Annotated in this window: 19 protein-coding genes and 2 pseudogenes; 7 read left to right on the top strand and 14 right to left on the bottom strand. The window is 66.2% G+C overall.

What is annotated here, in order from left to right; all coding sequences use genetic code 11:
* Positions 1-101 precede the first annotated feature (101 nt).
* Positions 102-1,466, bottom strand: a complete 1,365-nt coding sequence (locus tag JZZ72_RS25215) for a DUF3482 domain-containing protein (RefSeq protein ID WP_058541772.1) — start codon at positions 1,464-1,466, stop codon at positions 102-104.
* Positions 1,459-2,838, bottom strand: a complete 1,380-nt coding sequence (locus JZZ72_RS25210; protein WP_210015336.1) for a DUF2868 domain-containing protein — start codon at positions 2,836-2,838, stop codon at positions 1,459-1,461. Before JZZ72_RS25210 ends, JZZ72_RS25215 begins: the two co-directional genes overlap by 8 nt.
* A gap of 76 nt (positions 2,839-2,914) precedes the next feature.
* Here JZZ72_RS25210 and JZZ72_RS25205 point away from each other — a divergent pair, with 76 nt between their 5' ends.
* Positions 2,915-3,433, top strand: coding sequence for a dihydrofolate reductase (locus JZZ72_RS25205; RefSeq protein WP_043860005.1), 519 nt, complete (start codon positions 2,915-2,917; stop codon positions 3,431-3,433).
* A gap of 68 nt (positions 3,434-3,501) precedes the next feature.
* Here the strand turns inward: JZZ72_RS25205 and JZZ72_RS25200 are convergent, their stop codons facing one another.
* The 3 genes from JZZ72_RS25200 to JZZ72_RS25190 form a co-directional block, all read right to left on the bottom strand.
* Entirely contained in the window at positions 3,502-4,893 is a 1,392-nt protein-coding gene (locus tag JZZ72_RS25200; protein ID WP_058541775.1) for an L-cystine transporter, read from the bottom strand.
* Positions 4,894-5,227: 334 nt separating this feature from the next.
* Positions 5,228-7,069 (bottom strand): dihydroxy-acid dehydratase, encoded by a 1,842-nt coding sequence (gene ilvD, locus JZZ72_RS25195; RefSeq protein ID WP_043860003.1) that lies wholly within the window; start codon positions 7,067-7,069, stop codon positions 5,228-5,230.
* A 259-nt stretch (positions 7,070-7,328) separates the two neighbouring features.
* The gene (locus JZZ72_RS25190) at positions 7,329-8,693 is read right to left on the bottom strand and encodes an APC family permease (RefSeq protein ID WP_210015335.1); all 1,365 of its coding nucleotides are present in this window, start codon (positions 8,691-8,693) and stop codon (positions 7,329-7,331) included.
* A gap of 235 nt (positions 8,694-8,928) precedes the next feature.
* Between JZZ72_RS25190 and JZZ72_RS25185 the strand changes: the two genes are divergently transcribed.
* A complete protein-coding gene (locus JZZ72_RS25185; RefSeq protein ID WP_210015334.1) occupies positions 8,929-10,602 on the top strand; it encodes a DUF4153 domain-containing protein in 1,674 nt (557 codons plus the stop codon).
* A 94-nt stretch (positions 10,603-10,696) separates the two neighbouring features.
* On the opposite strand, the gene JZZ72_RS25180 is transcribed toward JZZ72_RS25185, so the two are convergent.
* A complete protein-coding gene (locus JZZ72_RS25180; protein ID WP_043860000.1) occupies positions 10,697-11,893 on the bottom strand; it encodes a class I SAM-dependent rRNA methyltransferase in 1,197 nt (398 codons plus the stop codon).
* A gap of 76 nt (positions 11,894-11,969) precedes the next feature.
* The gene (locus JZZ72_RS25175) at positions 11,970-12,509 is read right to left on the bottom strand and encodes a type 1 glutamine amidotransferase domain-containing protein (RefSeq protein ID WP_058541779.1); all 540 of its coding nucleotides are present in this window, start codon (positions 12,507-12,509) and stop codon (positions 11,970-11,972) included.
* A gap of 137 nt (positions 12,510-12,646) precedes the next feature.
* Here JZZ72_RS25175 and JZZ72_RS25170 point away from each other — a divergent pair, with 137 nt between their 5' ends.
* Positions 12,647-13,513: an HDOD domain-containing protein gene (locus JZZ72_RS25170; RefSeq protein WP_043859998.1), complete on the top strand. Its 867-nt coding sequence runs from the start codon at positions 12,647-12,649 to the stop codon at positions 13,511-13,513.
* 3 nt (positions 13,514-13,516) lie between these two features.
* Complete coding sequence (mutM, locus tag JZZ72_RS25165) at positions 13,517-14,329, top strand: bifunctional DNA-formamidopyrimidine glycosylase/DNA-(apurinic or apyrimidinic site) lyase (RefSeq protein WP_058541780.1); 813 nt, start codon at positions 13,517-13,519, stop codon at positions 14,327-14,329.
* A gap of 9 nt (positions 14,330-14,338) precedes the next feature.
* Here the strand turns inward: mutM and JZZ72_RS25160 are convergent, their stop codons facing one another.
* From JZZ72_RS25160 to JZZ72_RS25150, 3 genes are all read right to left on the bottom strand, one after another.
* Positions 14,339-14,590 (bottom strand): YfhL family 4Fe-4S dicluster ferredoxin, encoded by a 252-nt coding sequence (locus tag JZZ72_RS25160; RefSeq protein ID WP_210015333.1) that lies wholly within the window; start codon positions 14,588-14,590, stop codon positions 14,339-14,341.
* A gap of 109 nt (positions 14,591-14,699) precedes the next feature.
* A complete protein-coding gene (coaD, locus tag JZZ72_RS25155) occupies positions 14,700-15,179 on the bottom strand; it encodes a pantetheine-phosphate adenylyltransferase (protein ID WP_043859996.1) in 480 nt (159 codons plus the stop codon).
* Between the two features lie 239 nt (positions 15,180-15,418).
* A complete protein-coding gene (locus tag JZZ72_RS25150; protein WP_104572827.1) occupies positions 15,419-16,846 on the bottom strand; it encodes a coniferyl aldehyde dehydrogenase in 1,428 nt (475 codons plus the stop codon).
* Between the two features lie 88 nt (positions 16,847-16,934).
* Here JZZ72_RS25150 and JZZ72_RS25145 point away from each other — a divergent pair, with 88 nt between their 5' ends.
* Positions 16,935-17,600: a TetR/AcrR family transcriptional regulator gene (locus JZZ72_RS25145; protein WP_043859994.1), complete on the top strand. Its 666-nt coding sequence runs from the start codon at positions 16,935-16,937 to the stop codon at positions 17,598-17,600.
* A gap of 36 nt (positions 17,601-17,636) precedes the next feature.
* Positions 17,637-18,491 carry a sulfurtransferase gene (locus tag JZZ72_RS25140; protein WP_058541851.1) on the top strand — a complete coding sequence of 285 codons (855 nt, stop codon included), beginning with the start codon at positions 17,637-17,639 and terminating at the stop codon, positions 18,489-18,491.
* Here JZZ72_RS25140 and JZZ72_RS25135 read toward each other — a convergent pair whose 3' ends face one another.
* The 4 genes and pseudogenes from JZZ72_RS25135 to JZZ72_RS25120 form a co-directional block, all read right to left on the bottom strand.
* On the bottom strand, positions 18,492-19,487 hold the full coding sequence (locus tag JZZ72_RS25135) for a hydrolase (RefSeq protein ID WP_043859993.1): 996 nt from the start codon (positions 19,485-19,487) through the stop codon (positions 18,492-18,494).
* A gap of 293 nt (positions 19,488-19,780) precedes the next feature.
* Positions 19,781-20,377, bottom strand: a complete 597-nt coding sequence (gene rsmD, locus JZZ72_RS25130; protein WP_043859992.1) for a 16S rRNA (guanine(966)-N(2))-methyltransferase RsmD — start codon at positions 20,375-20,377, stop codon at positions 19,781-19,783.
* Positions 20,377-21,744: pseudogene (locus JZZ72_RS25125) on the bottom strand (M16 family metallopeptidase); the annotation flags it as partial. The pseudogene JZZ72_RS25125 and the gene rsmD, both read right to left, overlap by 1 nt.
* A 103-nt stretch (positions 21,745-21,847) precedes the next feature.
* Positions 21,848-23,203 (bottom strand): M16 family metallopeptidase, encoded by a 1,356-nt coding sequence (locus JZZ72_RS25120; protein WP_043859990.1) that lies wholly within the window; start codon positions 23,201-23,203, stop codon positions 21,848-21,850.
* Positions 23,204-23,432: 229 nt separating this feature from the next.
* Here JZZ72_RS25120 and JZZ72_RS25115 point away from each other — a divergent pair.
* Positions 23,433-23,711, top strand: a pseudogene (locus JZZ72_RS25115) (signal recognition particle-docking protein FtsY); the annotation flags it as partial.

Here is a 23,711-nt window from a genome sequence, read left to right as displayed (position 1 = left end):
GGCATATTGCACGTCTGATCTAAGACCGCCATCGCGGGTCAAGCCCGCTCCCACAGGGATCGCACACTCTCTGTGGGAGCGGGCTTGACCCGCGATTGGCCTTAAAGCTCCTGCACAAGACTGTCGATCTGCTCCTGCCGCTCCGCCTGCCCGAGTTTGGCCCCTGGGTTCATTGACGACCACTGCGGGTGCGCCCGCGCCTTGCTCAGCGCCTCCGGCAACTTGCCCTCGCGCCAGCCCTTGTCGCTGGGCAACGTCAGCTTGATGCGAGCTGTCGCCGCATGCCCGCGCCCCTCCAGCGCCGCCAGCAACTGACGCTGACGCAACGCCAGCAAACGCAGCACCCCGTCGTCCACCGTCAGTTCATGCTGGCCCTTCAGCTTGCCCATCAGCCGCGAACCGTAACTGCGTGCCGTCTGCAGCGCACCCCCGGCAATCGCCCCGGCCAGTGCGGCCGCCCCCAGGGTGATGCCGCCGACCAGCAGGTCGACCCCGGCACCGGCCGCCGCGCCTGCGGCAACCCCGCTGCCCAGGCGCACGCCCAGCAATTTCAGGGTCTCGGGGTTGAACAGGTCATCGCCCCAGCGCCCGTCCAGCAGCGGTAGCTCGCCGGTGTTGGCGTCGTCCTTGCGAAACGCATACAGCTTGAGCAGCGCCTCGACGCAGCGTTGTTCACGCTGGCGAATCACCTGATGCAGCTCGCTGATCGCCGCTGCCTCGGCCTCCGGCCTGGCGATCACGCTACGCCGGCACGCCGCGCAATCGAGCAGCAGTTCGGCAATCAGGCGCTTGGCGCTGTGCTGGCGTGCCACACGCTGGGCCTGCTGGTCATCGATAAGGCGCTGCAAGGCCGGGCGCGCATTCTCCAGCAGCAAGGCCAGGCTTTCGTACAGGCGCTGCTCGCCATCCTGCGGCGGGGCCACGCTGTCGAAGCGCACCAGTGCGTGCAGCCCCAGGCGTGCCAGGGCCTCGCGCCAGTCCGGCTCGCGATGCTCGTTGCTGGCCACGAAGTTGAGCACCGGCAGCAGCGGTTTGCCGCAACCGGCCAGCACTTCCAGTTCATCGCGGTACTTGGCCAGCACCGGCTCGCGGGCGTCGATCACGTACAGCCCGGCATCACTGGCCAGCAGTTGGCGCAACACCTTGGCCTCCTGCTCGAAGCGCTGGCGCGCCTCGTTGCCTTGCAGAAAACGCTCGACCCGCGCCGGGCCGTCCAGCCGCTCACCGGGCCGATCGAGACGCTCCAGGTAATCGAGCAGCGCGATGGCATCCTCCAGGCCCGGGGTGTCGTACAGCTCCAGCAGCGGCTCGCCCTCCACCGACAGCCGTGCGCCTTCCACATGACGGGTGGTGCTGGGGCGGTGTGAGACTTCGCCGAAACCCACGTCGCGGGTGAGCGTGCGCAGCAGCGAGGTCTTGCCGACGTTGGTGTGGCCGACCACGGCCAGTTTCAACGGCTTAGTCATGGCCATGCTCCAGCCAGTTGAGGGGGGCACTGTCGGCGTACGCCAGGCCCAGTTGCTCCAGCGCCTGGTGCCAGTCGCCCAGGCGGTCGGCGTCCAGTGCCTGGCCGGGTGGTGCCTGCAACAGCCAGATGCGCGTGGCCCCGGCGCTGCGCGCAAGCTCGGCCAGCAGCGCCAGGCTGCCCCGGTCGGGCGAGCGGCGCGGGTCGCAGGCGATGGCCAGGCGCGCGGGCGGGAAGCGGCTCAGCTGTTCGAGCAGCCTGTTGCGTGATTCGCGGCTGTCGAGGATACCGGCGTTGGTCACCGAGGCTGGCAGAGCGGGCGGCCAGGGGTGCTGGTCGTCGAGCTCCAGGCCCACCAGCAAGGCGCCCTCGGCCGGTGCGTCGCCTTCGCTGCGGGTGATTTCGGGCAAGGCCTGCGGGGCAGGGTCGTTGACCCCCAGGCGTTCGCTGCTGGGCATCAGCACGTCGCGCAGGGCGCTGTAGCCGGGCAGGTTGAGGTCCAGGCCCAGGCGCCGGCGCCCGCTGTGCCAGCGCCACAGGCACAGGGCCGCGAGCACCAGCCGCGGCAGCAGGCCGTACACCACCAGCACGCCGAGCATCCAGCCGGCCCACGACTGGCGTGCCAGCTCCAGCGCCGGTTGGCTGGCGCCGCTGGCGCGGATCATGGCCGCGTCCGGCACGCTGAAGCCCAGCAGCGCGGGCAGGGTGCCGAGGGCCTGGGTCAGGCCGACAAAGGTGTCGGGGTCGAGGATGGTGGTTTCCCACACAAAGCCATAACGCCGGGTGGCCAGCAGCATCAGCATCACCACCAGGGCGCTGGCCAGCGCCAGCAGCCACAGGCCGTGCACCAGCAGGCCGAGCAGCCAGCGGTTGAGGCGCTGGCGTTGCAGCAGTACCAGCAGGGCTGGGGCCAGATGCGCGGCCTTGGCATCGCGGGCGAACTTTTCGCTCAGCCATAGCCACAGCCGCCCCAGGCTGGCGCCATGGTCGCCGGCCAGGGCAAAGCCCAGAGCCCAGCTCAGCAGCATCAGCAGGTTAAGCCCCAGCAGGCTGCCCAGCGCCCAGAACACGTTGACCGGGCGCTGGCCGTCGCCCAGCCCGGCGAAGGCCAGGCCGGCGCCGCTGAGCACGGCGAGCAGCAGCAGGGCCAGCAGCGCCAGGCGCGCCCCGGCTTTCCAGCGCCCCAGCGCGGCGCGCAGGCCGTCGCGTTCGGCCAGCCACAGGGCGCGGTGTTCGATGCGTGCAGCCAGGTCGCCGCCTTGCTGGCGCGCGCGGCGGTTGGCTTCCTGGTCTTCCAGCGCGCCGGCATGTTCTTCACGCAGGCGCACGGCTTCGGTGAGCCAGCGTTTGTCCAGGTCAGTCAGTCCAGTCACACCCAGCTTCCATTGATCAAAACTGCCCAAAGCATAACCCACGCATCGGCCAGCGGGCTTTGCTATCCTCGCGGGCATGAAAACATCACTGCCTCTCAGCCTGATCGCGGCCCTCGCCGAGAACCGCGTCATCGGCATCGACAACAGCATGCCCTGGCATTTGCCGGGGGATTTCAAGTATTTCAAGGCCACCACGTTGGGCAAGCCGATCATCATGGGTCGCAAGACCTGGGATTCGCTGGGGCGCCCCTTGCCGGGGCGTCTGAACCTGGTGGTCAGCCGTCAGCCGGGCCTGGTGCTGGAGGGCGCCGAGGTGTTCGGCTCGCTGGATGAGGCCATCGTGCGGGCCGAGCAGTGGGCGCTGGAGCACGGTGTGAACGAGCTGATGCTGATCGGCGGTGCGCAGCTGTACGGGCAGGCGCTGGAACGAGGGCTGGCGGATCGGCTGTACCTGACGCGGGTCGAGCTCAGCCCGGTGGGGGATGCGTGGTTCCCCGAGGTGGATGCGCAGCAGTGGGCGATGAAATCGACCCAGGCCAATGCGGCTGAAGGGGACAAGCCGGCTTATCACTTCGAGGTGTGGGAGCGGCGTTGATGCATTCGCCGGCAAGGCCGGCTCCTACACGATTGCTGTAGGAGCCGGCCTTGCCGGCGAAGGGGCCTTCAGCTATGCGTCAACTGCGCATGCTCATCGGCCTCCAGCAGCACCTTGTCGGTCTGCCCCATGGCCTGGCTGGTCAGGGTACCGGCCACCATCGCACCACTCACGTTCAGTGCCGTGCGGCCCATGTCGATCAGCGGCTCGACCGAGATCAGCAGCGCCACCAGCTCCACCGGCAGGCCCATCGCCGGCAGCACGATCAGCGCGGCGAAGGTCGCACCGCCGCCCACCCCGGCCACCCCGGCCGAACTCAGGGTCACGATGGCCACCAGCGTGGCGATCCACAGCGGGTCGAGCGGGTCGATGCCCACTGCCGGGGCCACCATCACCGCCAGCATCGCCGGGTACAGGCCTGCGCAACCGTTCTGGCCGATGGTCGCGCCGAACGAGGCGGCAAAGCTGGCAATCGCCTGAGGGATGCCCAGGCGACGGGTCTGCGCCTCGATGCTCAGCGGAATGCTCGCCGCACTGGAGCGGCTGGTGAAGGCAAAGGTCAGCACCGGCCATACCTTGCGGAAAAACCGCAGCGGGTTGACCCCGCCCAGGCCCAGCAGCACACCGTGCACCACGAACATCAGGCCCAGGCCGATGTACGACACCACCACGAAACTGCCCAGCTTGAGAATGTCGTCCAGGTTCGAGCTGGCCACCACCTTGGTCATCAGCGCCAGCACGCCATATGGGGTGAGCTTCATCACCAGGCGTACCAGGCGCATCACCCAGGCCTGCAGGGTGTCGATGGCCACCAGCGCACGGTTGCCCTTGTCGGCGTCGTCCTTGAGCAGTTGCAAGGCGGCCACACCGAGGAACGCGGCGAAGATCACCACGCTGATGATCGAGGTCGGCTTGGCCCGGGCCAGGTCGCCCACCGGGTTGGTGGGGATGAACGACAGCAGCAGTTGCGGGATGTTGAGGTCGGCGACCTTGCCCGCGTAGTCACTCTGGATGGTCTGCATGCGCGCGGTTTCCTGCACGCCGGCCACCAGGCCTTCGGCGCTGAGGCCGAACAGGTTGGTCAGGCCGATGCCGATCAACGCGGCGATGGCCGTGGTGAACAGCAGGGTGCCGATGGTCAGGAAACTGATCTTGCCCAGCGACGAGGCGTTGTGCAGGCGTGCCACGGCGCTGAGGATCGAGACGAAGATCAGCGGCATGACGATCATCTGCAGCAGGCCCACATAGCCGTTGCCGACCAGGTCGAGCCAACTGATGGTGCTTTTCAGGACCGGGCTGCCGGCACCGTAGATGGCATGCAGGGCACTGCCGAACAGCACGCCGACGATCAGGCCGACCAGCACTTTCTTGGCCAGGCTCCAGGAGGTCTTGCTGGTTTGCGCCAGGCCCAGCAGCAAGGCTGCGAACACCAGCAGGTTGAGAAACAGCGGCAGGTTCATTGAAGCTCCAGACAAAGGGCGGGGCGTCGCGTCTGTGCGCGATTGCGAACAGAAATGCTAACAGCCTGAAAAACAACGAAATTAGATCTAAATGGAATTTAGATAGATGGTTTTGGAATAACCATATTCCTCGGCAAGCAAAGACGGACGAAAACAGATGCGGGGCTGGGGTGTAAGGGGCAGATGTTGCCGCCCTCTGTACCGGCCTCTTCGCCGGCAACGCCGGCTCCTACGGGGGCAACGGCGTCTGTAGGAGCCGGCGTTGCCGGCGAACACCGCACCGCAGGCAAAAAAAACCGGCGCCTGGGCGCCGGTTCTTTATTGTCGCCAGACCTTACAGCCCGTCCAGCATGGCCTTGTTGCGCACCGCGCCCTTGTCGGCACTGGTGGCGAGCAGGGCGTAGGCCTTGAGTGCGGTGGTCACCTTGCGCGGACGCTGCTCGACCGGCTTCCAGCCCTTCTTGTCCTGCTCGACACGCCGCGCCGCCAGCTCTTCATCGCTGACCAGCAGGTTGATCGAACGGTTGGGAATGTCGATCAGCACCTTGTCGCCGTCGCGCACCAGGCCAATCGCGCCGCCTGCTGCCGCTTCCGGCGAAGCATGGCCGATGGACAGGCCCGAGGTGCCGCCCGAGAAGCGCCCGTCGGTCAGCAGCGCACAGGCTTTGCCCAGGCCCTTGGACTTCAGGTAAGAGGTCGGGTACAGCATCTCCTGCATGCCCGGGCCGCCTTTTGGCCCCTCGTAGCGGATGATCACGATGTCGCCGGCCTGCACTTCGTCGGCCAGAATGCCGCGTACCGCACTGTCCTGGCTTTCGAAGATCTTGGCGTTGCCTTCGAACACGTGGATCGACTCGTCGACGCCTGCGGTCTTCACCACGCAGCCATCCAGCGCGATGTTGCCGTACAGCACGGCCAGGCCGCCTTCCTTGGAGTAGGCGTGCTCGAAGCTGCGGATGCAGCCGTTCTCGCGGTCGTCATCCAGGGTTTCCCAACGGGTCGACTGGCTGAACGCGGTCTGGGTCGGGATGCCGGCCGGGCCGGCCTTGAAGAAGTGGTGCACCGCTTCGTCGTCGGTCTGGGTGATGTCCCACTTGGCGATGGCTTCTTCCATGCTGCGGCTGTGCACGGTCGGCAGGTCGGTGTGCAGCAGGCCGCCACGGGCCAGCGAACCGAGGATGCTGAAGATGCCGCCGGCGCGGTGCACGTCTTCCATGTGGTACTTCTGGATGTTCGGCGCCACCTTGCACAGCTGCGGCACGCTGCGCGACAACCGGTCGATGTCGCGCAGGTCGAAGTCGATCTCGGCTTCCTGGGCGGCGGCCAGCAGGTGCAGGATGGTGTTGGTCGAGCCGCCCATGGCGATGTCGAGCATCATGGCGTTCTCGAACGCCTTGAAGTTGGCGATGTTGCGCGGCAGTACCGACTCGTCGTTCTCGCCGTAGTAGCGCTGGCACAGTTCGACGATGGTGCGGCCGGCCTTGAGGAACAGCTCTTCGCGGTCGCTGTGGGTGGCCAGGGTCGAACCGTTGCCCGGCAGGGCCAGGCCCAGGGCTTCGGTCAGGCAGTTCATGGAGTTGGCGGTGAACATGCCGGAGCACGAACCGCAGGTAGGGCAGGCGCTGCGCTCGTATTCGGCGACCTTTTCGTCACTGGCCGAGCTGTCGGCGGCGATCACCATGGCGTCGACCAGGTCCAGGCCGTGGCTGGCCAGCTTGGTCTTGCCGGCTTCCATCGGGCCGCCGGACACGAAGATCACCGGGATGTTCAGGCGCAGGGCGGCCATCAGCATGCCGGGGGTGATCTTGTCGCAGTTGGAGATGCACACGATGGCGTCGGCGCAGTGGGCGTTGACCATGTACTCGACCGAGTCGGCGATGATCTCGCGACTGGGCAGCGAGTACAGCATGCCGTCGTGGCCCATGGCGATGCCGTCATCCACGGCGATGGTGTTGAATTCCTTGGCCACGCCACCGGCGCGCTCGATCTCGCGGGCCACCAGCTGGCCCAGGTCCTTCAGGTGCACGTGGCCCGGGACGAACTGGGTGAAGGAGTTGGCGATGGCGATGATCGGCTTCTTGAAGTCGGCATCTTTCATGCCGGTGGCGCGCCACAGGGCGCGTGCGCCGGCCATGTTGCGACCGTGGGTGGACGTTTTCGAGCGGTAATCAGGCATGAAGCACTCCTGGCGGCTAATCAGGTAACAAAAAGGGGAGTGAGCTTCTCTTGTCCTTTGCACCGAAGGCAGGTGGCCGCTGGTACGGATGAGGCCGAAAACACCACGGGATCGCCGAGGGCTCGACCAGAGCTCATAAACCCGCCGGGGATGACTGGCGATGAATAGGCCGATTCTACACCGCTGGCGGCGGGAAGGAATGGCGCATTGGGCGGTTGGGCGTTTTCGCTGCGCGCGGGCCGCCCAACCGCCATGGCGTTCAGCCGGCCTCGGAGAAGTGCACCAGCTTCACGCGCTTGCGAAAGCCGCCGGTCAGCACGCCCAGGTACACCAGGCCGAGGGTGAACCAGGTCATGCCGATGGTCAGGGTCAGTGCCGACAGGCTGGTCCACAGCCACAGCGTGAGGCTCATGCCCACCAGCGGCACCACGCCGTAACGCAGCAGCCCCGAGAGGTTGCGGTGGCAGGCTTGATCGACCAGGTGCGTGCGCACCACCGCCAGGTTCACCGCCGAGAACGCCACCAGCGCGCCAAAGCTGATCAGCGAGGCCAGGGTGGTCAGGTCGATCACCAGTGCCAGCAGGGAGAACACCGATACCACCAGGGTGGCGAACACCGGGGTGCCGAAGCGTGGCGAAAGGCGCCCGAACCAGCGCCGTGGCAGCACCTGGTCGCGGCCCATGGTGTACAGGATGCGCGACACCGCAGCCTGCGAGGCCAGTGCCGAACCCAGGCTGCCGGCCACGAAGGCCGCGGTGAAGAAGTTGGCGAGGAACTGCCCGCCGGCCTTGAACATCACTTCATTGGCTGCCGCATCGACGTTGGCGAAGTGGCTGCCCGGCAGTACCAGCTGGCTGATGTAGGCCAGCACGGTGAACAGCAGCCCGGCGCCCAGGGTGGTGAGCAGGATGGCGCGCGGCACATCGCGTTGCGGGTCGCGGGTTTCCTCGGCAAGGGTCGATACCGCGTCGAAGCCCAGGAAGGACAGGCACAGCACCGCTGCCCCGGTCATCAGGTGGCTGAACCCGGGCCGGGTGCCGTCACCGAGCAGGGGCGACAGCAGGTCGATAGGCGCGCCTTGCAGGCTCTTGATCGACAGTGCGGCGAACACGCCGATGAAGATGATCTGCGCGCCCACGATCAGGTTGCTGGCCTTGGCCACCGAATGGATGCCGATCACGTTGAGCACGGTCACCAGGGCGATGGCGGCGACGATGATGCCCCACACCGGCAGTGCCGGGAAGGCGATGTTGAGGAACAGCCCGATCAGCAGGTAGTTGATCATCGGGATGAACAGGTAGTCGAGCAGCAGCGACCAGCCGGCCAGAAAGCCGATGTTGGGGCCGAACGCCAGGTGGGTATAGGAGTAGGCCGAGCCCGCCACCGGGAAGCGTTTGACCATGAAGCTGTAGGACGTCGCGGTGAACAGCATGGCCAGCAGGGTCACCAGGTAGGCGCCTGCGGTGCGGCCACCGGTGAGCTCGGTGACGATGCCGTAGGTGGTGAAGATGGTCAGCGGCACCATGTACACCAGGCCGAAGAACACCAGGGCGGGCAGCCCCAGCACGCGGCGCAGTCGAGCGGTATCTGAAGTGCCAGGATGAGAGCGGTCGATAGAGGACATGGGTCGAACCTGCATTGTTTTTATTTTGATTGAGTCGATTTTTATCTGCTTATGTCGCCTGGATCAATGAAAAATTTGCCCTTATGGATTATTGGCCTGGATTTTTATCGATATATGTGCATGGCTGCATGAGGTCTGTGCGGCGCTGCAATGAAGTCGACGTGCTCTAGCCGTGCGGGGTCGCCTGGCCCTAGACTGCGCGCCTTGTGCATCACCCCTCGCAAAAGGACTTGGAATGCCCGTGCTCAACCGCTCCGTGCTGTATTACCTCGCCATCGCCCTGGTACAGGGGGCGCTGCTGCTCACCTTCATCCATTACCGCAACCCTGTGCTCGCGGTGTTCTGCGCCACGCTGGCCCTGGTGGGCGGCATCAATCTGCAACTGCTGGGCGGCGCGGTGCGCCAGCGCGGCACCTGGCTGCTGGTGGCCGGCCTGGCGTTGCTGATGGCCAGCGTGTCCGCCTGGCTGTATGCGCAATCGGCCGACGGCTGGCTATGGATGCGCTGGATGCCGGCCTCGCTGGTGCTGGCCTATATCGGCGCGGCGTTCATCCTCAGTTGGCCGACCCGCGACGGCAATCGCCTGCGCTATCAGGACCTGTACCAGCACGCCTGGAACAATGCCTTCATCGTGCTGCTGGCGCTGCTGGTGGCCCTGGCGTTCTGGATGCTGCTGTGGCTGTGCGGGCGGCTGTTCACGATTCTGGGCGCGCCGGTGCTCAGCGATATCTTCGCCTCGCTCGAATTCATCTGCGTGTGCCTGCCGATCTTCTTCTCGCTGGGCATCCGCATGGGGCGCCAGAACGACAAGGCCATCGGCCTGCTGCGCAATGTGCTGCTCACCGTGTGCCGCTACCTGCTGCCGCTGTGTTCGCTGATTGCGGTGGTGTTCACTCTGGCGCTGGCGGTGACCGGGGTCGCGCCGATCTTCAACACCGGTTACTCCACCAGCATCCTGCTGTGCCTGGTGGGCAGTACGCTGTTTCTGCTCAACGGCGTGTTCCAGGACGGCGAGCACGATGCCGGTTATGCCAGGCCCCTGAAGCTGCTGGTGAACGCCAGCCTTGTGTGCCTGCCGCTGCTGATGGCGCTGGCGTGCTATTCGAGCTGGCTGCGCATCGACCAGTACGGCCTGACCCCGCAGCGCTTTCTGGCGATGCTGCTGATCGGCATCGCGCTGGTGCACAGCCTGGCCGCGCTGTGGGCCATTCGCCCGCGCCAGGCGGTGTGGCTGGGCAGCTTGCGGCGCAGCAACCCGTTGATCGCGCTGCTGAGTTTCGTGGTGCTGATGCTGGTGTTCACGCCGGTGCTCAACCCGTTGACCTACAGTGCCGCCAACCAGATGGAGCGGCTGTTGAGCGGGCGCACCTCGGCGGATGCATTCGATGCGCGCGCATTGCGCTACCGGCTCGGCAAGCCGGGGATCGAGCAGTTCGAGCGGTTGTCGCGCCTGGTCAAGGAGGGGCAGATCCTGGATGCGCCAAGCCGCGAGCTGCTGGCCGATCGACTGCTGGAGGCCGAACCGGTGAGCATGTCGCCGCGTGAGTACGGACCCAAGCTGGAATGGATCGGGCCTGCGCCGGAGGACAGTGCGCAGATGCTCAACCTGACCCTGATCGAGAGCCAATGCGGCAGTTCGGGGTGTGCTGCCTGGCAGGTGGACCTGGATGACGATGGGGTCAACGAAGTGCTGGTGGTTCCCAAGCACGAGTACTCGACGTCGGCGTTCGTATATGCGCGTCACGAGGGCTTCTGGCGTGATTATGCGCGGGTGGACGGGATCGGCACGGGGCGCGCACTGATCGAGCAGATTCGGGCGGGCACGCTCAAGCTGGCGAAACCGCGCTACAAGACCCTGGTGATCGACGGGCGAGAACTGGGAATGATGCCTTACCCGCAGCGCGATTGAGTGCACCTGCCTGCAGGAGCCGGCCTTGCCTGCGAAAAGGCCGTTACAGGCAAAAAAAATCCCGGCACCTGGCCGGGATTTTCATTCAGCGCGATCAGCTGTTGGGCAGCAGCCGGCAGGTGATGCTCTTGATGTAGCGCGTTTCCGGGATCGCCGGGTGCACCGGGTGGTCCGGGCCCTGGCCGCCGCGTTCGAGCAGCTGCATGTTGCGATCCAGGTGGCGGGCGCTGGTCAGCAGGATGTTCTGCAGGTCGTCTTCGGGCAGGTGCATCGAGCACGAGGCGCTGACCAGAATGCCGTCCTTGCTCAGCAGGCGCATGGCCTGCTCGTTCAGGCGGCGGTAGGCGCCTTCGCCGTTCTTCAAGTCCTTCTTGCGCTTGATGAACGCGGGCGGGTCGGCCACGATCACGTCGAAACGCTCTTCAGCGGCCTTGAGCTCGCGCAGCGCCTCGAACACATCGCCTTCCACGCAGGTGACCTTCTCGGCAATGCCGTTGAGCGCCGCATTGCGCTCCACGCCATCCAGGGCAAAGCCCGAGGCATCCACACAGAACACTTCGCTGGCGCCGAACGCACCGGCCTGCACGCCCCAGCCACCGATGTAGCTGAACAGGTCGAGCACGCGCTTGCCTTTGACGTAGGGTGCCAGGCGTGCGCGGTTCATGCGGTGGTCGTAGAACCAGCCGGTCTTCTGGCCTTCCATCACCGGCGCTTCGAATTTGACGCCGTTCTCTTCCAGCGCCACCCACTCCGGCACCAGGCCGAACACGGTTTCGACGTAGCGGTTCAGGCCTTCGGCATCACGCGCCGCCGAGTCGTTCTTGAACAGGATGCCGGTGGGTTTGAGCACCTGCACCAGGGCGGCGATCACGTCGTCCTTGTGCTGTTCCATGGTGGCCGAGGCCAGCTGTACCACCAGGATGTCGCCGAAACGGTCGACCACAAGGCCCGGCAGCAGGTCCGAGTCGCCGTACACCAGGCGGTAGAACGGCTTGTCGAACAGGCGCTCGCGCAGCGACAGGGCCACGTTGATGCGGTGCACCAGCAGCGACTTGTCCAGGGCCAGCTTGGCGTCGCGCGACAGCAGGCGCGCGCAGATCAGGTTGTTGGGGCTCATGGCGACGATGCCCAGCGGCTTGCCGCCGGCACCTTCGAGCACCGCCTGGTCGCCGGCCTTGAAGCCATGCAGCGGGGTCGCGGCGACGTCGATTTCGTTGCTGTACACCCACAGATGGCCGGCGCGCAGGCGGCGGTCGGCGTTGGCTTTGAGGCGAAGGCTGGGCAGGGACATGACGTCGCTCCGGAAAAAAGAGCGGGAGTATAGCGCGTCGGCCGGGCACGCGGCTCGGCCGGCGACAAATAGCCGATCAGGCGCCCAAAGCGCGCAGCAGCTGGGTGTTGAAGGCGGGAATATCGTCGGGCTGGCGGCTGCTGATCAGGTTGCGGTCGATGACCACGGCCTGATCCTGCCACTGCCCGCCGGCATTGGTGATGTCGTCGCGCACGGTCTTGTAGCTGGTCATCTTGCGGCCCTTGACCAACTGGCTCGACACCAGCAGCCAGGCGCCATGGCAGATCACCGCCAGGGGTTTGCCGCTGGCGTCGTGGGCCTTGACCAGCTTCTGGGCACCGGGGTCGATGCGTATGGTGTCGGAGTTCTGCACGCCGCCGGGCAGCACGATGGCGTCGTAGACCGCGACGTCGGCCTTGTCGAAGGTGTTGTCCACATTGAAGTCGTCGGCGGGCTTGTCATGGTTCCAGCCCTTGACCGTGCCCGGTTTGGCCGAGAGGATGTCGACGCGCACGCCGCTTTGCTCGAGGGCCTGCTTGGGCCCGGTGAGTTCTACCTGCTCGAAGCCGTCGGTGACCAGCATGGCCACGCGCTTGCCGTTCAGTTGGGTCGTCATCTGCGTGCTCCTGTTGAGTTGAACCTGTAGTAAGCAGGCAGCCCTGGGGCAGGCAAAGTTCCTTCTGAATCCATCAACGGGTGTTTCCCGGCCCGCCTGCAGGGTTAGAATCGCCCTTCAGCCCCGAGTGTGTATCTATGTCCCAGGAACTTACCGCCGAACAGATCCAGCAAGCCCTGCAGGGCATCAGCGTACCGCCCCAGCCGCAGATCATGGTCGACCTGCAGTTCGAGCAGTACATGCCCGACCCGGACCTGGAGACCATCGCCAAGCTGATCTCCCAGGACCCGGGCCTTTCCGGCGCACTGCTCAAGCTGGTCAATTCGCCGTATTACGGGCTGACCAACAAGATCGCCTCGATCCAGCGCGCGGTGAACCTGCTGGGCAGCCGCTCGATCATCAACCTGATCAACGCGCAGTCGATCAAGGGCGAGATGAGCGACGACACCATCGTCACCCTCAACCGCTTCTGGGATACCGCCCAGGACGTGGCCATGACCTGTCTGACCCTGGCCAAGCGCATCGGCTCGCAGGCGGTGGACGAAGCCTATGCCCTGGGGCTGTTCCACGATTGCGGCGTGCCGCTGATGCACAAGCGCTTCCCCGACTACATGCATACCCTGGAGCAGGCCTACGCCGAGGCCGGCCCCGACAAGCGCGTGGTCGACACCGAGAACCGCACGTTCAACACCAACCACGCCGTGGTCGGCTACTACACGGCCAAGTCGTGGCGCCTGCCCGAGCACGTGAGTGCCGCCATCGCCAACCACCACAATGCCCTGGCGGTGTTCAGCGACGATTCGGCGCGCAACACCCAGCTCAAGAACCTGCTGGCCATTCTGAAGATGGCCGAGCACATCTGCAGCTCGTACCGGGTGCTGGGCAACCAGAGCGTGGACCACGAATGGAACACCGTCGGGCACCTGGTGCTCGACTACGTGGGCCTGTCGGAGTACGACTTCGAGAACCTCAAGCAGACCATCCGCGAAATGGGTGCGCACTGACCCATGCCCGAGCTACCTGAAGTCGAGACCACCCGCCGCGGCATTGCGCCGTACCTTGAAGGGCAGCGTGTCAGCCGTGTGGTGGTGCGTGAACGGCGCCTGCGCTGGCCGATACCCGAAGACCTCGACGTACGCCTGTCGGGGCAGCGCTTCGTGTCGGTGGAACGGCGTGCCAAGTACCTGCTGCTCAACGCCGAGGTGGGCACGCTGATCAGCCACCTGGGCATGTCGGGCAACCTGCGGCTGGTGGAGATCGGCCTGCCGGCGGCCAAGCACGAGCATGTGGACATCGAGCTGGAGTCGGGGCTGGCGCTGCGCTACACCGACCCGCGCCGGTTTGGCGCGATGCTCTGGGCCCCCGACCCGTTGCAGCACGAGCTGCTGCTGCGCCTGGGCCCGGAGCCGCTGACCGACCTGTTCGATGGCGAGCGGCTGTTCCAGCTGTCGCGCGGGCGCTCGATGGCGGTCAAGCCGTTCATCATGGACAACGCGGTGGTGGTGGGGGTGGGCAACATCTATGCGACCGAGGCGCTGTTCGCGGCGGGCATTGACCCGCGGCGCCCGGCCGGGGGCATTTCGCGGGCGCGCTACCTGCGCCTGGCCATCGAGATCAAGCGCATCCTGGCCGCCGCCATCGAGCGTGGCGGCACCACCCTGCGCGACTTCATCGGCGGCGACGGCCAGCCGGGCTACTTCCAGCAGGAACTGTTCGTGTACGGGCGCGGGGAAGAACCGTGCAAGGTGTGTGGCACGGTGCTGCGCAACGTGACCCTGGGCCAGCGCGCCAGCGTGTTCTGCCCGCGCTGCCAGACCTAGCGGCCTGTATCAGGCCTTGCCGGTGATCCTGCGGTACTTGGCCATCAGCTCGTCTTCGGTTTCCGGGTGCGCTTCATCCAGCGGGATGCAGTCGACCGGGCAGACCTGCTGGCACTGCGGTTCGTTGTAATGGCCAACGCACTGGGTGCACAGGTTGGGGTCGATCACGTAGATCTCTTCGCCCTGGGAGATGGCGGCGTTCGGGCACTCGGGTTCGCAGACGTCGCAATTGATGCAATCGTCGGTGATGATCAGGGACATGGGGACTCCGGCCGGGGCGTCAGGCCCGGGCATATGAAAACCAATGGGCACAATTGTGCCGCATTAACGCCCGCAGTGCACGCGGGCGCGGTTTTCGATGCGGGCGCGGCTACTTCTTGAAGCGCTCGGTGAGGGCGTCAGCCACTACCGGGTGCACGAACTTGGTGATATCGCCGCCCAGCGCCGCGATTTCGCGCACCAGGGTCGAGGATATGAACGAATAGCGCTCGGACGGCGTCAGGAACAGGCTTTCGACGTCGGGCGCCAGTTGCCGGTTCATGTTCGCCAGCTGGAACTCGTACTCGAAGTCCGAAACCGCGCGCAGGCCGCGCAGGAACACATTGGCCTGCTGCTCCTTGGCGAAATGCGCCAGCAGCGTGGAGAAGCCGATGACCTGCACGTTGGGCAGGTGCTTGGTGACCTCACGCGCCAGCTCTACCCGTTGTTCCAGGGGGAACAGCGGGTTCTTCTTGGGGCTGGCGGCGACCGCGATGATCACCTCGTCGAACAGCCGGGAGGCCCGCTCGACCAGATCGCCATGGCCTTTGGTAATAGGGTCGAATGTACCTGGGTACAACACTCGGTTCATCGCGTCGTCCTGGCAGGAGTGCGTTTGGGAGTCGGATGGTATCGCAGCAGCTGCGGTCGGCCAAGTCGCCATCGCCGGCTCAAGGCACTATAGACAGGCGTGATAATGCTTGTCACCCGCTGCAGGCCGAGTGTCTGGTGCCTTGAAAGTATCGACCCCATCGCGGGTCAGGCCCGCTCCCCCAGGCTATGCATCTCTTTGTGGGAGCGGGCCTGACCCGCGATGGAGTCGCTGCAACGTCAGCGAATGAACAGACGATAGACCCACCGCTGCAGCGCCTTCCCATACGGCGGATAGATCAGCCGCGCCGCATTCACCCGCGACTTGGCGAACACCGCCCGGGCATGACTGAAGGTCTTGAAGCCCTCGTGCCCATGGTAGTTGCCCATCCCCGACGGCCCGACCCCGCCAAACGGCAGGTCGTCCTGGGCCACGTGCAGCAGGGTGTCGTTCAGGCACACGCCGCCGGAATGGGTCTGCTCCAGCACCCGCCGCTGCTCGGCACGGTCGTGGCCGAAGTAGTACAGCGCCAGCGGGCGCGGGCGCTGGTTCACATAGGCCAGCGCCTCGGCCAGGCTGTCATAGGGCACCACCGGCAGCAGCGGGCCGAAGATCTCGTCCTGCATCACCTGCATGCTGTCATCGACCTGCAGCAGCACCTGCGGCGGCAGGCGCCGACCTTCGCGGGCTTCGCCGGGGTACAGGTCGAGCACGCTGGCGCCCTTGTCGCGGGCATCGCGCAAATAGCCTTCCAGGCGCGCCAGGTGGCGCACATTGATGATCGCGCTGTAGTCCGGGTTGTTTCGCACCTGTGGATAAAACCGCAGCACTGCCTCGCGATAGGCCTGCACGAAGCCCTCCAGGCGCTCGCGCGGTACCAGCGCGTAGTCCGGGGCAACGCAGGTCTGCCCGGCGTTGAGGGTCTTGCCGAAGGCGATGCGCTCGGCCGCCTGGGCCAGCGGTACACTGGCCGACACGATGGCCGGCGACTTGCCGCCCAGCTCCAGGGTCACCGGGGTCAGGTTGGTGGCTGCCGCCGCCATCACCTGGCGGCCGATGCTGGTGGCGCCGGTGAACAGCAGGTGATCGAACGGCAGGCGCGAGAAGGCCTCGCCCACGCCAGCATCGCCCAGCACCACGCTGACCAGGTCGTCGGGAAACACTTCGCCCAGCAGGCGCTGAAGCAGTGCCGCGGTGGCCGGGGTGGCTTCGCTGAGCTTGAGCATCACCCGGTTGCCCGCTGCCAGCGCCGCGGTGAGCGGGCCGATGGCCAGAAACAGCGGGTAGTTCCACGGCACGATGATGCCCACCACGCCCAGCGGCTGGTACAGCACCCGCGCGCTGGCCGGCTGGAACGCCAGGCCCACCGTGCGCCGCACCGGCTTCATCCAGCCCTTGAGGTGGCGCTCGGCGTGGCGAATGCCCTGCACGCTGGGCATCAGTTCGGCCAGCAGGGTCTCGTCGGCGCTGCGCCCGGCGAAGTCGCGGTCGATCGCCGCGACCAGGGCCGACTGGTTCGCCAGCAGCAGCCGGCGCAGGCTGGCAAGCCACTGCAGGCGCTGCGCCGCCGGCGCCATGGGCAGCCCGGCAAAGGCCCGGCGCTGCTGTTCGAACAGGGTCTGGAGGGGCATGCGGGCTCCATGGCAGGGCAAGTGTGCCTGGAGCATATACGCCGGTTGTGCAGGTGGTACATCCCTTGGCGGATACGCCGTAAGATAAGCCTATTCCTTCAAGCTCATGCCTTTGGAGCTGACCATGGCACCGCGCATCAAGACCCGCGAGCTCATCGTGCAGAACAGCCTCGAGCTGTTCAACCAGCAGGGTGAACGCAGTGTCAGCACCAACCACATTGCTGCGCACATGGAAATCTCGCCTGGCAACCTCTATTACCACTTCGCCAACAAGCAGGCGATCATCGCCGTGCTGTTCACCCAGTACGAGGCGCTGGTGGAAGGCTTTCTGCGCCCGCCCCAGGGGCGCGCCGCCACCGTCGAGGACAAGCGCTTCTACCTCGAGGCGCTGCTGTCGGCGATGTGGAACTACCGCTTCCTGCACCGCGACCTCGAACACCTGCTCGGCCACGACCCGACCCTGGCTGCGCGCTACCGACGTTTTTCGCAGCGCTGCCTGCTGCAGGGCCAGGCCATCTACCGAGGTTTCGTCGAGGCCGACATCGTGGCCATGGACACCGTGCAGATCGAATCGCTGACCCTCAATGCCTGGATCGTGCTGACCTCCTGGGTGCGCTTTCTGTGCACCACCCGCGAGCACTCCGCGCACCTGAGCGAAGAGGCGATCAAGCGCGGCGTGTACCAGGTGCTGGTGCTGGAGCTCGGTTTCGTCACCGCCAGCGCGCGCCCTGCAGTGGATGCGCTGTGCAAGGAATTCTACGTGCCGTTGGACCAGGCACTGGAACAGTAGGCCGCCCACCCCCTTTGAATCGATATGGAGACCGACATGCCACTCGCGCAACTGATCGCACCCCAGCAACTGGCAGAGCGCCTGGGCGCTCCGAAGCTGGTGATTCTCGATTGTCGCTTTGCCCTGGAAGACGTCGACTATGGCCAGCGCAGCTATGCCGAAGGGCATATCGCCGGCGCGCACTTCGCCGACCTGGAGCGTGACCTGAGCGGGCCGGTGGTCAAGGGTGTGACCGGTCGCCACCCCTTGCCCGACCCGCAGCAACTGATCCAACGGCTGCGCAGCTGGGGCATCGACAACGACAGCGACGTGGTGCTCTACGACGATGGCCCCGGAGCCTTTGCCGCGCGGGCCTGGTGGTTGCTGGCATGGCTGGGCAAGCGCGACGGGGTGGCGATCCTCGATGGCGGGCTCAAGGCCTGGCACGCGGCCGGGTTGCCGCTGAGCCTGGATGCCTGTGACAAGCGTGAAGGCAGCTTCAGCGGGCAGCCCGATGCGAGCCTGGTGCTGGACGCCGCCGAGTTGGCCAATGGCCTGGGCACGCCCGACCTGACCCTGCTCGACGCCCGTGCGCTGCCGCGTTTTCGCGGCGAGGTGGAGCCCATCGACCCGGTGGCCGGGCATATCCCCGGTGCGCATTGCGCGGCCTTCACCGACAACCTGGGGCCCGATGGTCGTTTTCTGTCGCCCCAGCAGCTCAAGCAGCGCTTTGCCGCCTTGCTCGGTACGCGCCAGCCGCAGGCGCTGGTGGCCTATTGCGGCTCGGGGGTGACGGCCTGCCATAACCTGTTCGCCCTGGCTTTGGCCGGTTATCCGCTGGCGCGGCTGTACGCCGGTTCGTGGAGCGAGTGGATCACCGACCCGCAGCGTCCGGTGGCCAAGGGCGACTGATCAGGCCCCGCTGGCCAGCCACTGTGGAATGCGCCGCTCCAGGTAGTAGCCGGGTTGGCGCAGGCTGCCGTCGACAAAGCCCACGTGACCGCCATGACGGTGCAGCTCCAGGGTGGTCTGGCTGGCCAGTTCGGCGGCCCCTGGCAGGCTGTGGCTGAACACGAACGGATCGTCCTGGGCATGGATGATCAGCGTGGGCGTACGGTTTTCACCCAGGTAGTAGCGGCTCGACGAGCGCTGGTAGTAGTCGTGGGCGTCGCTGAAGCCGTTCAGCGGCGCGGTCACGCGGCCGTCGAAATCCCAGAAGGTGCGCAGGTTTTCCAGCGGGCCGAGGCGGTCCAGGGTTGCCAGGCCCTCATGGTGACCGTGGTGCTGGAAGTGGCGCTGCTTGTCCTTCACGTAGCCCAGCATGGCGCGCATGAAGTGCGCCTGGTACACCCGTGAAAACCCCAGGCCGATGCGATCGGCGCACTGGTCCAGGCGAAACGGCACCGACACCGCCACGGCCGCCTGCAGCTGGCTGGCCGTACCCGCTTCCCCCAGGTGCTTGAGCAGCACGTTGCCACCCAGCGAATAACCCACCGCGTACAGCGGTGCCTGCGGGCGCTGGGTGCGCAGGTGGGCGATGACTTCGGCCAGGTCTTCGCTGGCGCCGGAGTGGTAGCTGCGCGGCAACAGGTTCGGCTCGCCCGAGCATCCGCGCCAGTTGACCGCCACGCTGGCCCAGCCCTGCGCCGCCAGGGCGCGCTGCAGGCCGATGACGTAATGGGAGGTCGACGAGCCGGTCAGGCCGTGCAGTACCACCACCAGTGGCGTGGTGGTGGCAAGCGGGCCGTGCCAGTCCAGGTCGAGGAAATCGCCGTCGGCCAGCCACAGGCGCTCGCGCCGATGTGCCAGCGGTGGCGATTTGCGCCAGAGCGGGCCCCAGAGCGTCTGCACATGGGGGTTGCGCAGGCCGGTGGCTGGCTTGAACGGGGGTGGGGTGGCGCTGGACATCGTCGAGGTCTCTTGAGCGGGCGGCAGACCCTGTGATCAGTGTATGTGCGCAAGCGCAGGTCTGCTGCCGCCAAAGCATATTCAGCAAGCGTCACTTCGGGCAAGGGCTGTCGGTTGGCGAGGCTGAGGTCGTGGAAGGGTGTGCTGGGCTGCTGAGGGTCAGCAGCCCTGTGGTGGTGCAGGCGGCACGCACAAGCCGGTTGGTGATCGGCGCCGTGCCTGGGGAGCGCCGGAGCACGATCAGGCAAAGCACCTCAGGCGGCGGCCGCAGTTGGCTGGAGGCGGGGCGACGTTCAGCCGCGCTCCCACAAGGCATAGTGCACCTGACCGGCCTTCTTTTCCCGGTGCAGGCGCCAGTTGCCCGGCAGTTGCAGGGTCGACGGCGCGGTTTCGCTTTCGGTGTAGATCCACGCGTGCTCGGCCAGCCAGTGGCGCTCTTCGAGCAGCGCACAGGTGGCCGGCAGCAGGTCCTGGTGGAAGGGCGGGTCGAGGAACACCACGTCGAACGGGGCCTTGGGCTCGCCTTGCAGGTAGCGCACCACGTCGGTCTGGATCACCTGCCCGGTGGGGCAGCGCAGCAGCTCCAGGTTGTCCTTGAGGTTCTCGATGGCGGCGCGGTTGCTGTCCAGCGCCACGGCCGAGGCCGCGCCGCGCGACAGCGCTTCGAGAAACAGCGCGCCGCTGCCGGCAAAGGCATCCAGCACGCGGGCGCCCTCGATGTGCGCGGTCAGCCAGTTGAACAGGGTTTCGCGCACCCGGTCGGGGGTAGGGCGCAGGCCCGGTGCGTCAGGAAAGCTCAGGCGGCGGCTGCGCCACTCGCCGGCGATGATGCGCAACTGGCCCTGGCCGCCGTGGGCGGCGGCCTTGGATTTGGCGGATGGACTGGCCATTAATGCTCCGGTACGCCAAGCGGCTGCTCGGCGGGTTTGTCAGTGGGCGGTGGCAGCGGCTGTTGCGCCACCTTCGGCCCGGCGGTCACGATGACCATCTTGTCGGCGGCCAGGTGCTTGTTGAGGGCAGCACGCACCTGCTCGACGGTGAGGCTCTGGGACTTCTGCATGAAGTCCTCGAGGAAATTCAGCGGCAGGTCATAGAAGCCGATGGCCCCCAGTTGGCCGACGATGCTCGCATTGCTGGCGGTGGACAGCGGGAAGCTGCCGGCCAGTTCGCGCTTGGCATCGTCCAGCTCCTGCTGGGTGGGGCCGGTCTTGAGGTAGTCGCGCAGGATGTCCTGTACCAGCTTGAGCGTGCCTTCGCTGAGTTCGGCACGGGTCTGCAGGTTGATCATGAACGGGCCACGCACCTGCATCGGGCTGAACACCGAGTACACGCCGTAGGTCAGGCCGCGCTTTTCGCGCACTTCGCTCATCAGGCGGGTGCCGAAGGCGCCGCCGCCGAGGATCGAATTGCCCAGCGACAGGGCCGCGTAGTCCGGGTCGGCGCGGTCGATGCCCAACTGGGCCAGCATCAGGTGGGTCTGCTTGGACGGGAAGTCGATGTGGTTGACGCCCGGCTTGGGTTCGCTCGGTTGTGCCAGCTTGGGCAGCGCCGGGCCCTTGGGCAGCGCGGCGGAGACCTGCGCGGCAATCGCCTCGGCTTCCGTGCGGCTGAGGTCGCCGACCAGTGCTATCACCACGTTGCCGGCGGCATAGGCCTTGGCATGGAAAGCGCGCAGCTGGTCCAGGGTGATCGGCGGGATGCTCCTGGCGTCGCCATCGCTGGGGTGCCCGTAGGGATGCTTGCCGTAGAGCTTCTCGAACAGCTCGATGCTGGCCAGCTTGCCGGGGTTCTGCTTTTGGTACTCGAAGCCGGCGAGCATCTGGTTCTTGATGCGCTTGAGCGCGTCTTCAGGGAAGGTCGGCTTGCCCACCACTTCGGCGAACAGCTTCAGGGCCGGCTCGCGCTTGTCCTTGGCGCTCAGGCTGCGCAGCGAGGCCACCGCCATGTCGCGGTAGGCACCGTTGCCGAAATCCGCGCCCAGGCCTTCGAAGCCGGCGGCGATGGCGCCGACGTCCTTGCCCGCCACGCCTTCGTTGAGCATGGCGTTGGTCAGGGTGGCCAGGCCCGGCAGGTTACCGTCCTGGCTGCTGCCGGCGGCGAAGGTCAGGCGCAGGTCGAACATCGGCAGTTCGTGGGCTTCGACGAATAGCACCTTGGCGCCTTCGGCGGTGTTCCAGGTCTTGATGTCGAGGTTGCGTCGGCTCGGTGCCTTGCCGTCCAGCTCGGCCAGCGATTGCAGGTTGGCGCCGGGCTTGGCGGCCGTGGTGTCGGCATGGGCGGGGCCGGCCAGGCACACGGCGCTCAGCAGCAACGCGCCGAATACGCCGCGGCCCTTCGGGGTGTGGCGTGGGGTGGTGTGCTCAGTCATGCGCCTGCTCCTCGGGCAATACATGCGCAACGCTCAGGCGTTCGCGGGTGAAATAGGTGCGGGCGGCACTCTGGATGTCGGCCGGGGTCACGCTCTTGAGCTCGTCGAGCTCCTTGTCGATGAGCTTCCACGACAGCCCGACGGTCTCCAGTTGGCCGATGGTAGTGGCCTGGCTGCTGATCGAGTCGCGGTCGTAGACCAGCCCGGCAATCACCTGGGCGCGCACGCGCTCCAGCTCTTCAGCGGTTGGCGGGGTGGTTTTCAGCTCGTCGAGCAGCTTCCAGACGCCGCTTTCGACCTCGGCCAGGGTCTTTTTCTTCTGCGTGTTGGGCACCGCGGAAAGCACGAACAGGCTGTCGCCACGGGTGAACGGGTTGTAGCTGGCCGACGCGCCGGCCACCAGTTCCTGACCGCGTTCCAGGCGGGTGGCCATGCGCGCGCTGTAGCCGCCGTCGAGCAGGGCCGCGATCAGGCGCAGGGCGTGGACGCTGCGCGGGTCCTTGGCGGTGGCCAGGCCCGGCACGTTGAAGCCGTAGATCAGGCTCGGCAGTTGGGTGCGCACATGCACGGTGAGCTGGCGCAGGCCCGGCTCGGCCAGTTCCAGCGGCAGTTTGGCAGGGGGTGTGGCGCGCTTGGGGATGGCACCGAAGTAACGCTGGGCCAGGCCCTTGACCTCGTCGGCGGTGACGTCGCCGACCACCACCAGGGTGGCGTTGTTGGGCACGTACCAGGCTTCGTACCAGTGGCGCAGCTCTTCGACCTTCATGCGTTCGAGGTCGGCCATCCAGCCGATGGTCGGGGTGTGGTAGCCGCTGGCCGGGTGGGCCATGGCGCTGAACAGCTCCATGGCCTTGGAATTGGGCTGATCGTCGACGCGCAGGCGGCGCTCTTCCTTGATGACCTCGATTTCGCGGCTGAACTCTTCGGGCGGCAGGCGCAGGCTGCCCATGCGATCGGCCTCCAGTTCCAGGGCCACGCCCAGGCGGTCGCGGGCCAGCACCTGGTAGTAGGCGGTGTAGTCGTCGCTGGTGAAGGCGTTCTCTTCGGCGCCCAGGTCACGCAGGATGCGTGAGGCTTCGCCAGGCCCCAGCTTGTTGCTGCCTTTGAACATCATGTGTTCCAGGGCATGGGACAAGCCGGTCTGACCCGGGGTCTCGTAGCTGGAGCCGACCTTGTACCAGACCTGCGATACCACCACCGGGGCGCGATGGTCTTCACGCACGATGACCTTGAGGCCGTTGTCGAGGGTGAATTCATGGGTGGGCTGGACGTCGGCGGCAACCGCCACCAGGGGCATGACAATTGTGCTGAGCAGCAGGCCGGCGGCGCGGCGGGCTAGAGCATTCATTGATGATTCAACCTGTAGGGCTGCCCGCATGGCCTTAGCGTCGGCGGGCTAGGAGGTGCTAGGATACTGATCCGGTTGCCTGACGACCATGCCTGTCGAGATCAAGCGTTGCAGGCGTCCCGACAAAATGTTGCGCATGAACCAGTCGGCTTGACCATAGTCTGTTCTGCGTTAGAAGAATTTTGAGGCGCCACACTGGCGCATCGCTACCCTGAGATAGCCGTCTTCCATGTTTGGTTCCAACGACGACAAAAAGACCCCGGCCGCGGCCGGTGAAAAGAAAGGCCTGTTCGGCTGGCTGCGCAAAAAGCCCCAGCAACCTGTTGTCGAACAGCCCGAAACCCCAGTGCCAGAGGCGCTGGAGCCTATCGCCCCGACTTTGCCTGAGCCGGTAGCCGTCGAGCCCGCCCCGGTCGCGAGCGCGCCCGTCGCCGTCGAGGATCACCCCAGCAGCCTGGTGCTGCCGGTGCCCGAAGAGCCGGTGGCGCTGGTGGCCGACCTCGAGCCC

The organism is Pseudomonas palmensis, from assembly GCF_017848315.1.
In the GTDB taxonomy this organism is placed as follows: Bacteria; Pseudomonadota; Gammaproteobacteria; order Pseudomonadales; family Pseudomonadaceae; genus Aquipseudomonas; species Aquipseudomonas palmensis.
This window is presented reverse-complemented; position numbering and strand designations above follow the sequence as displayed.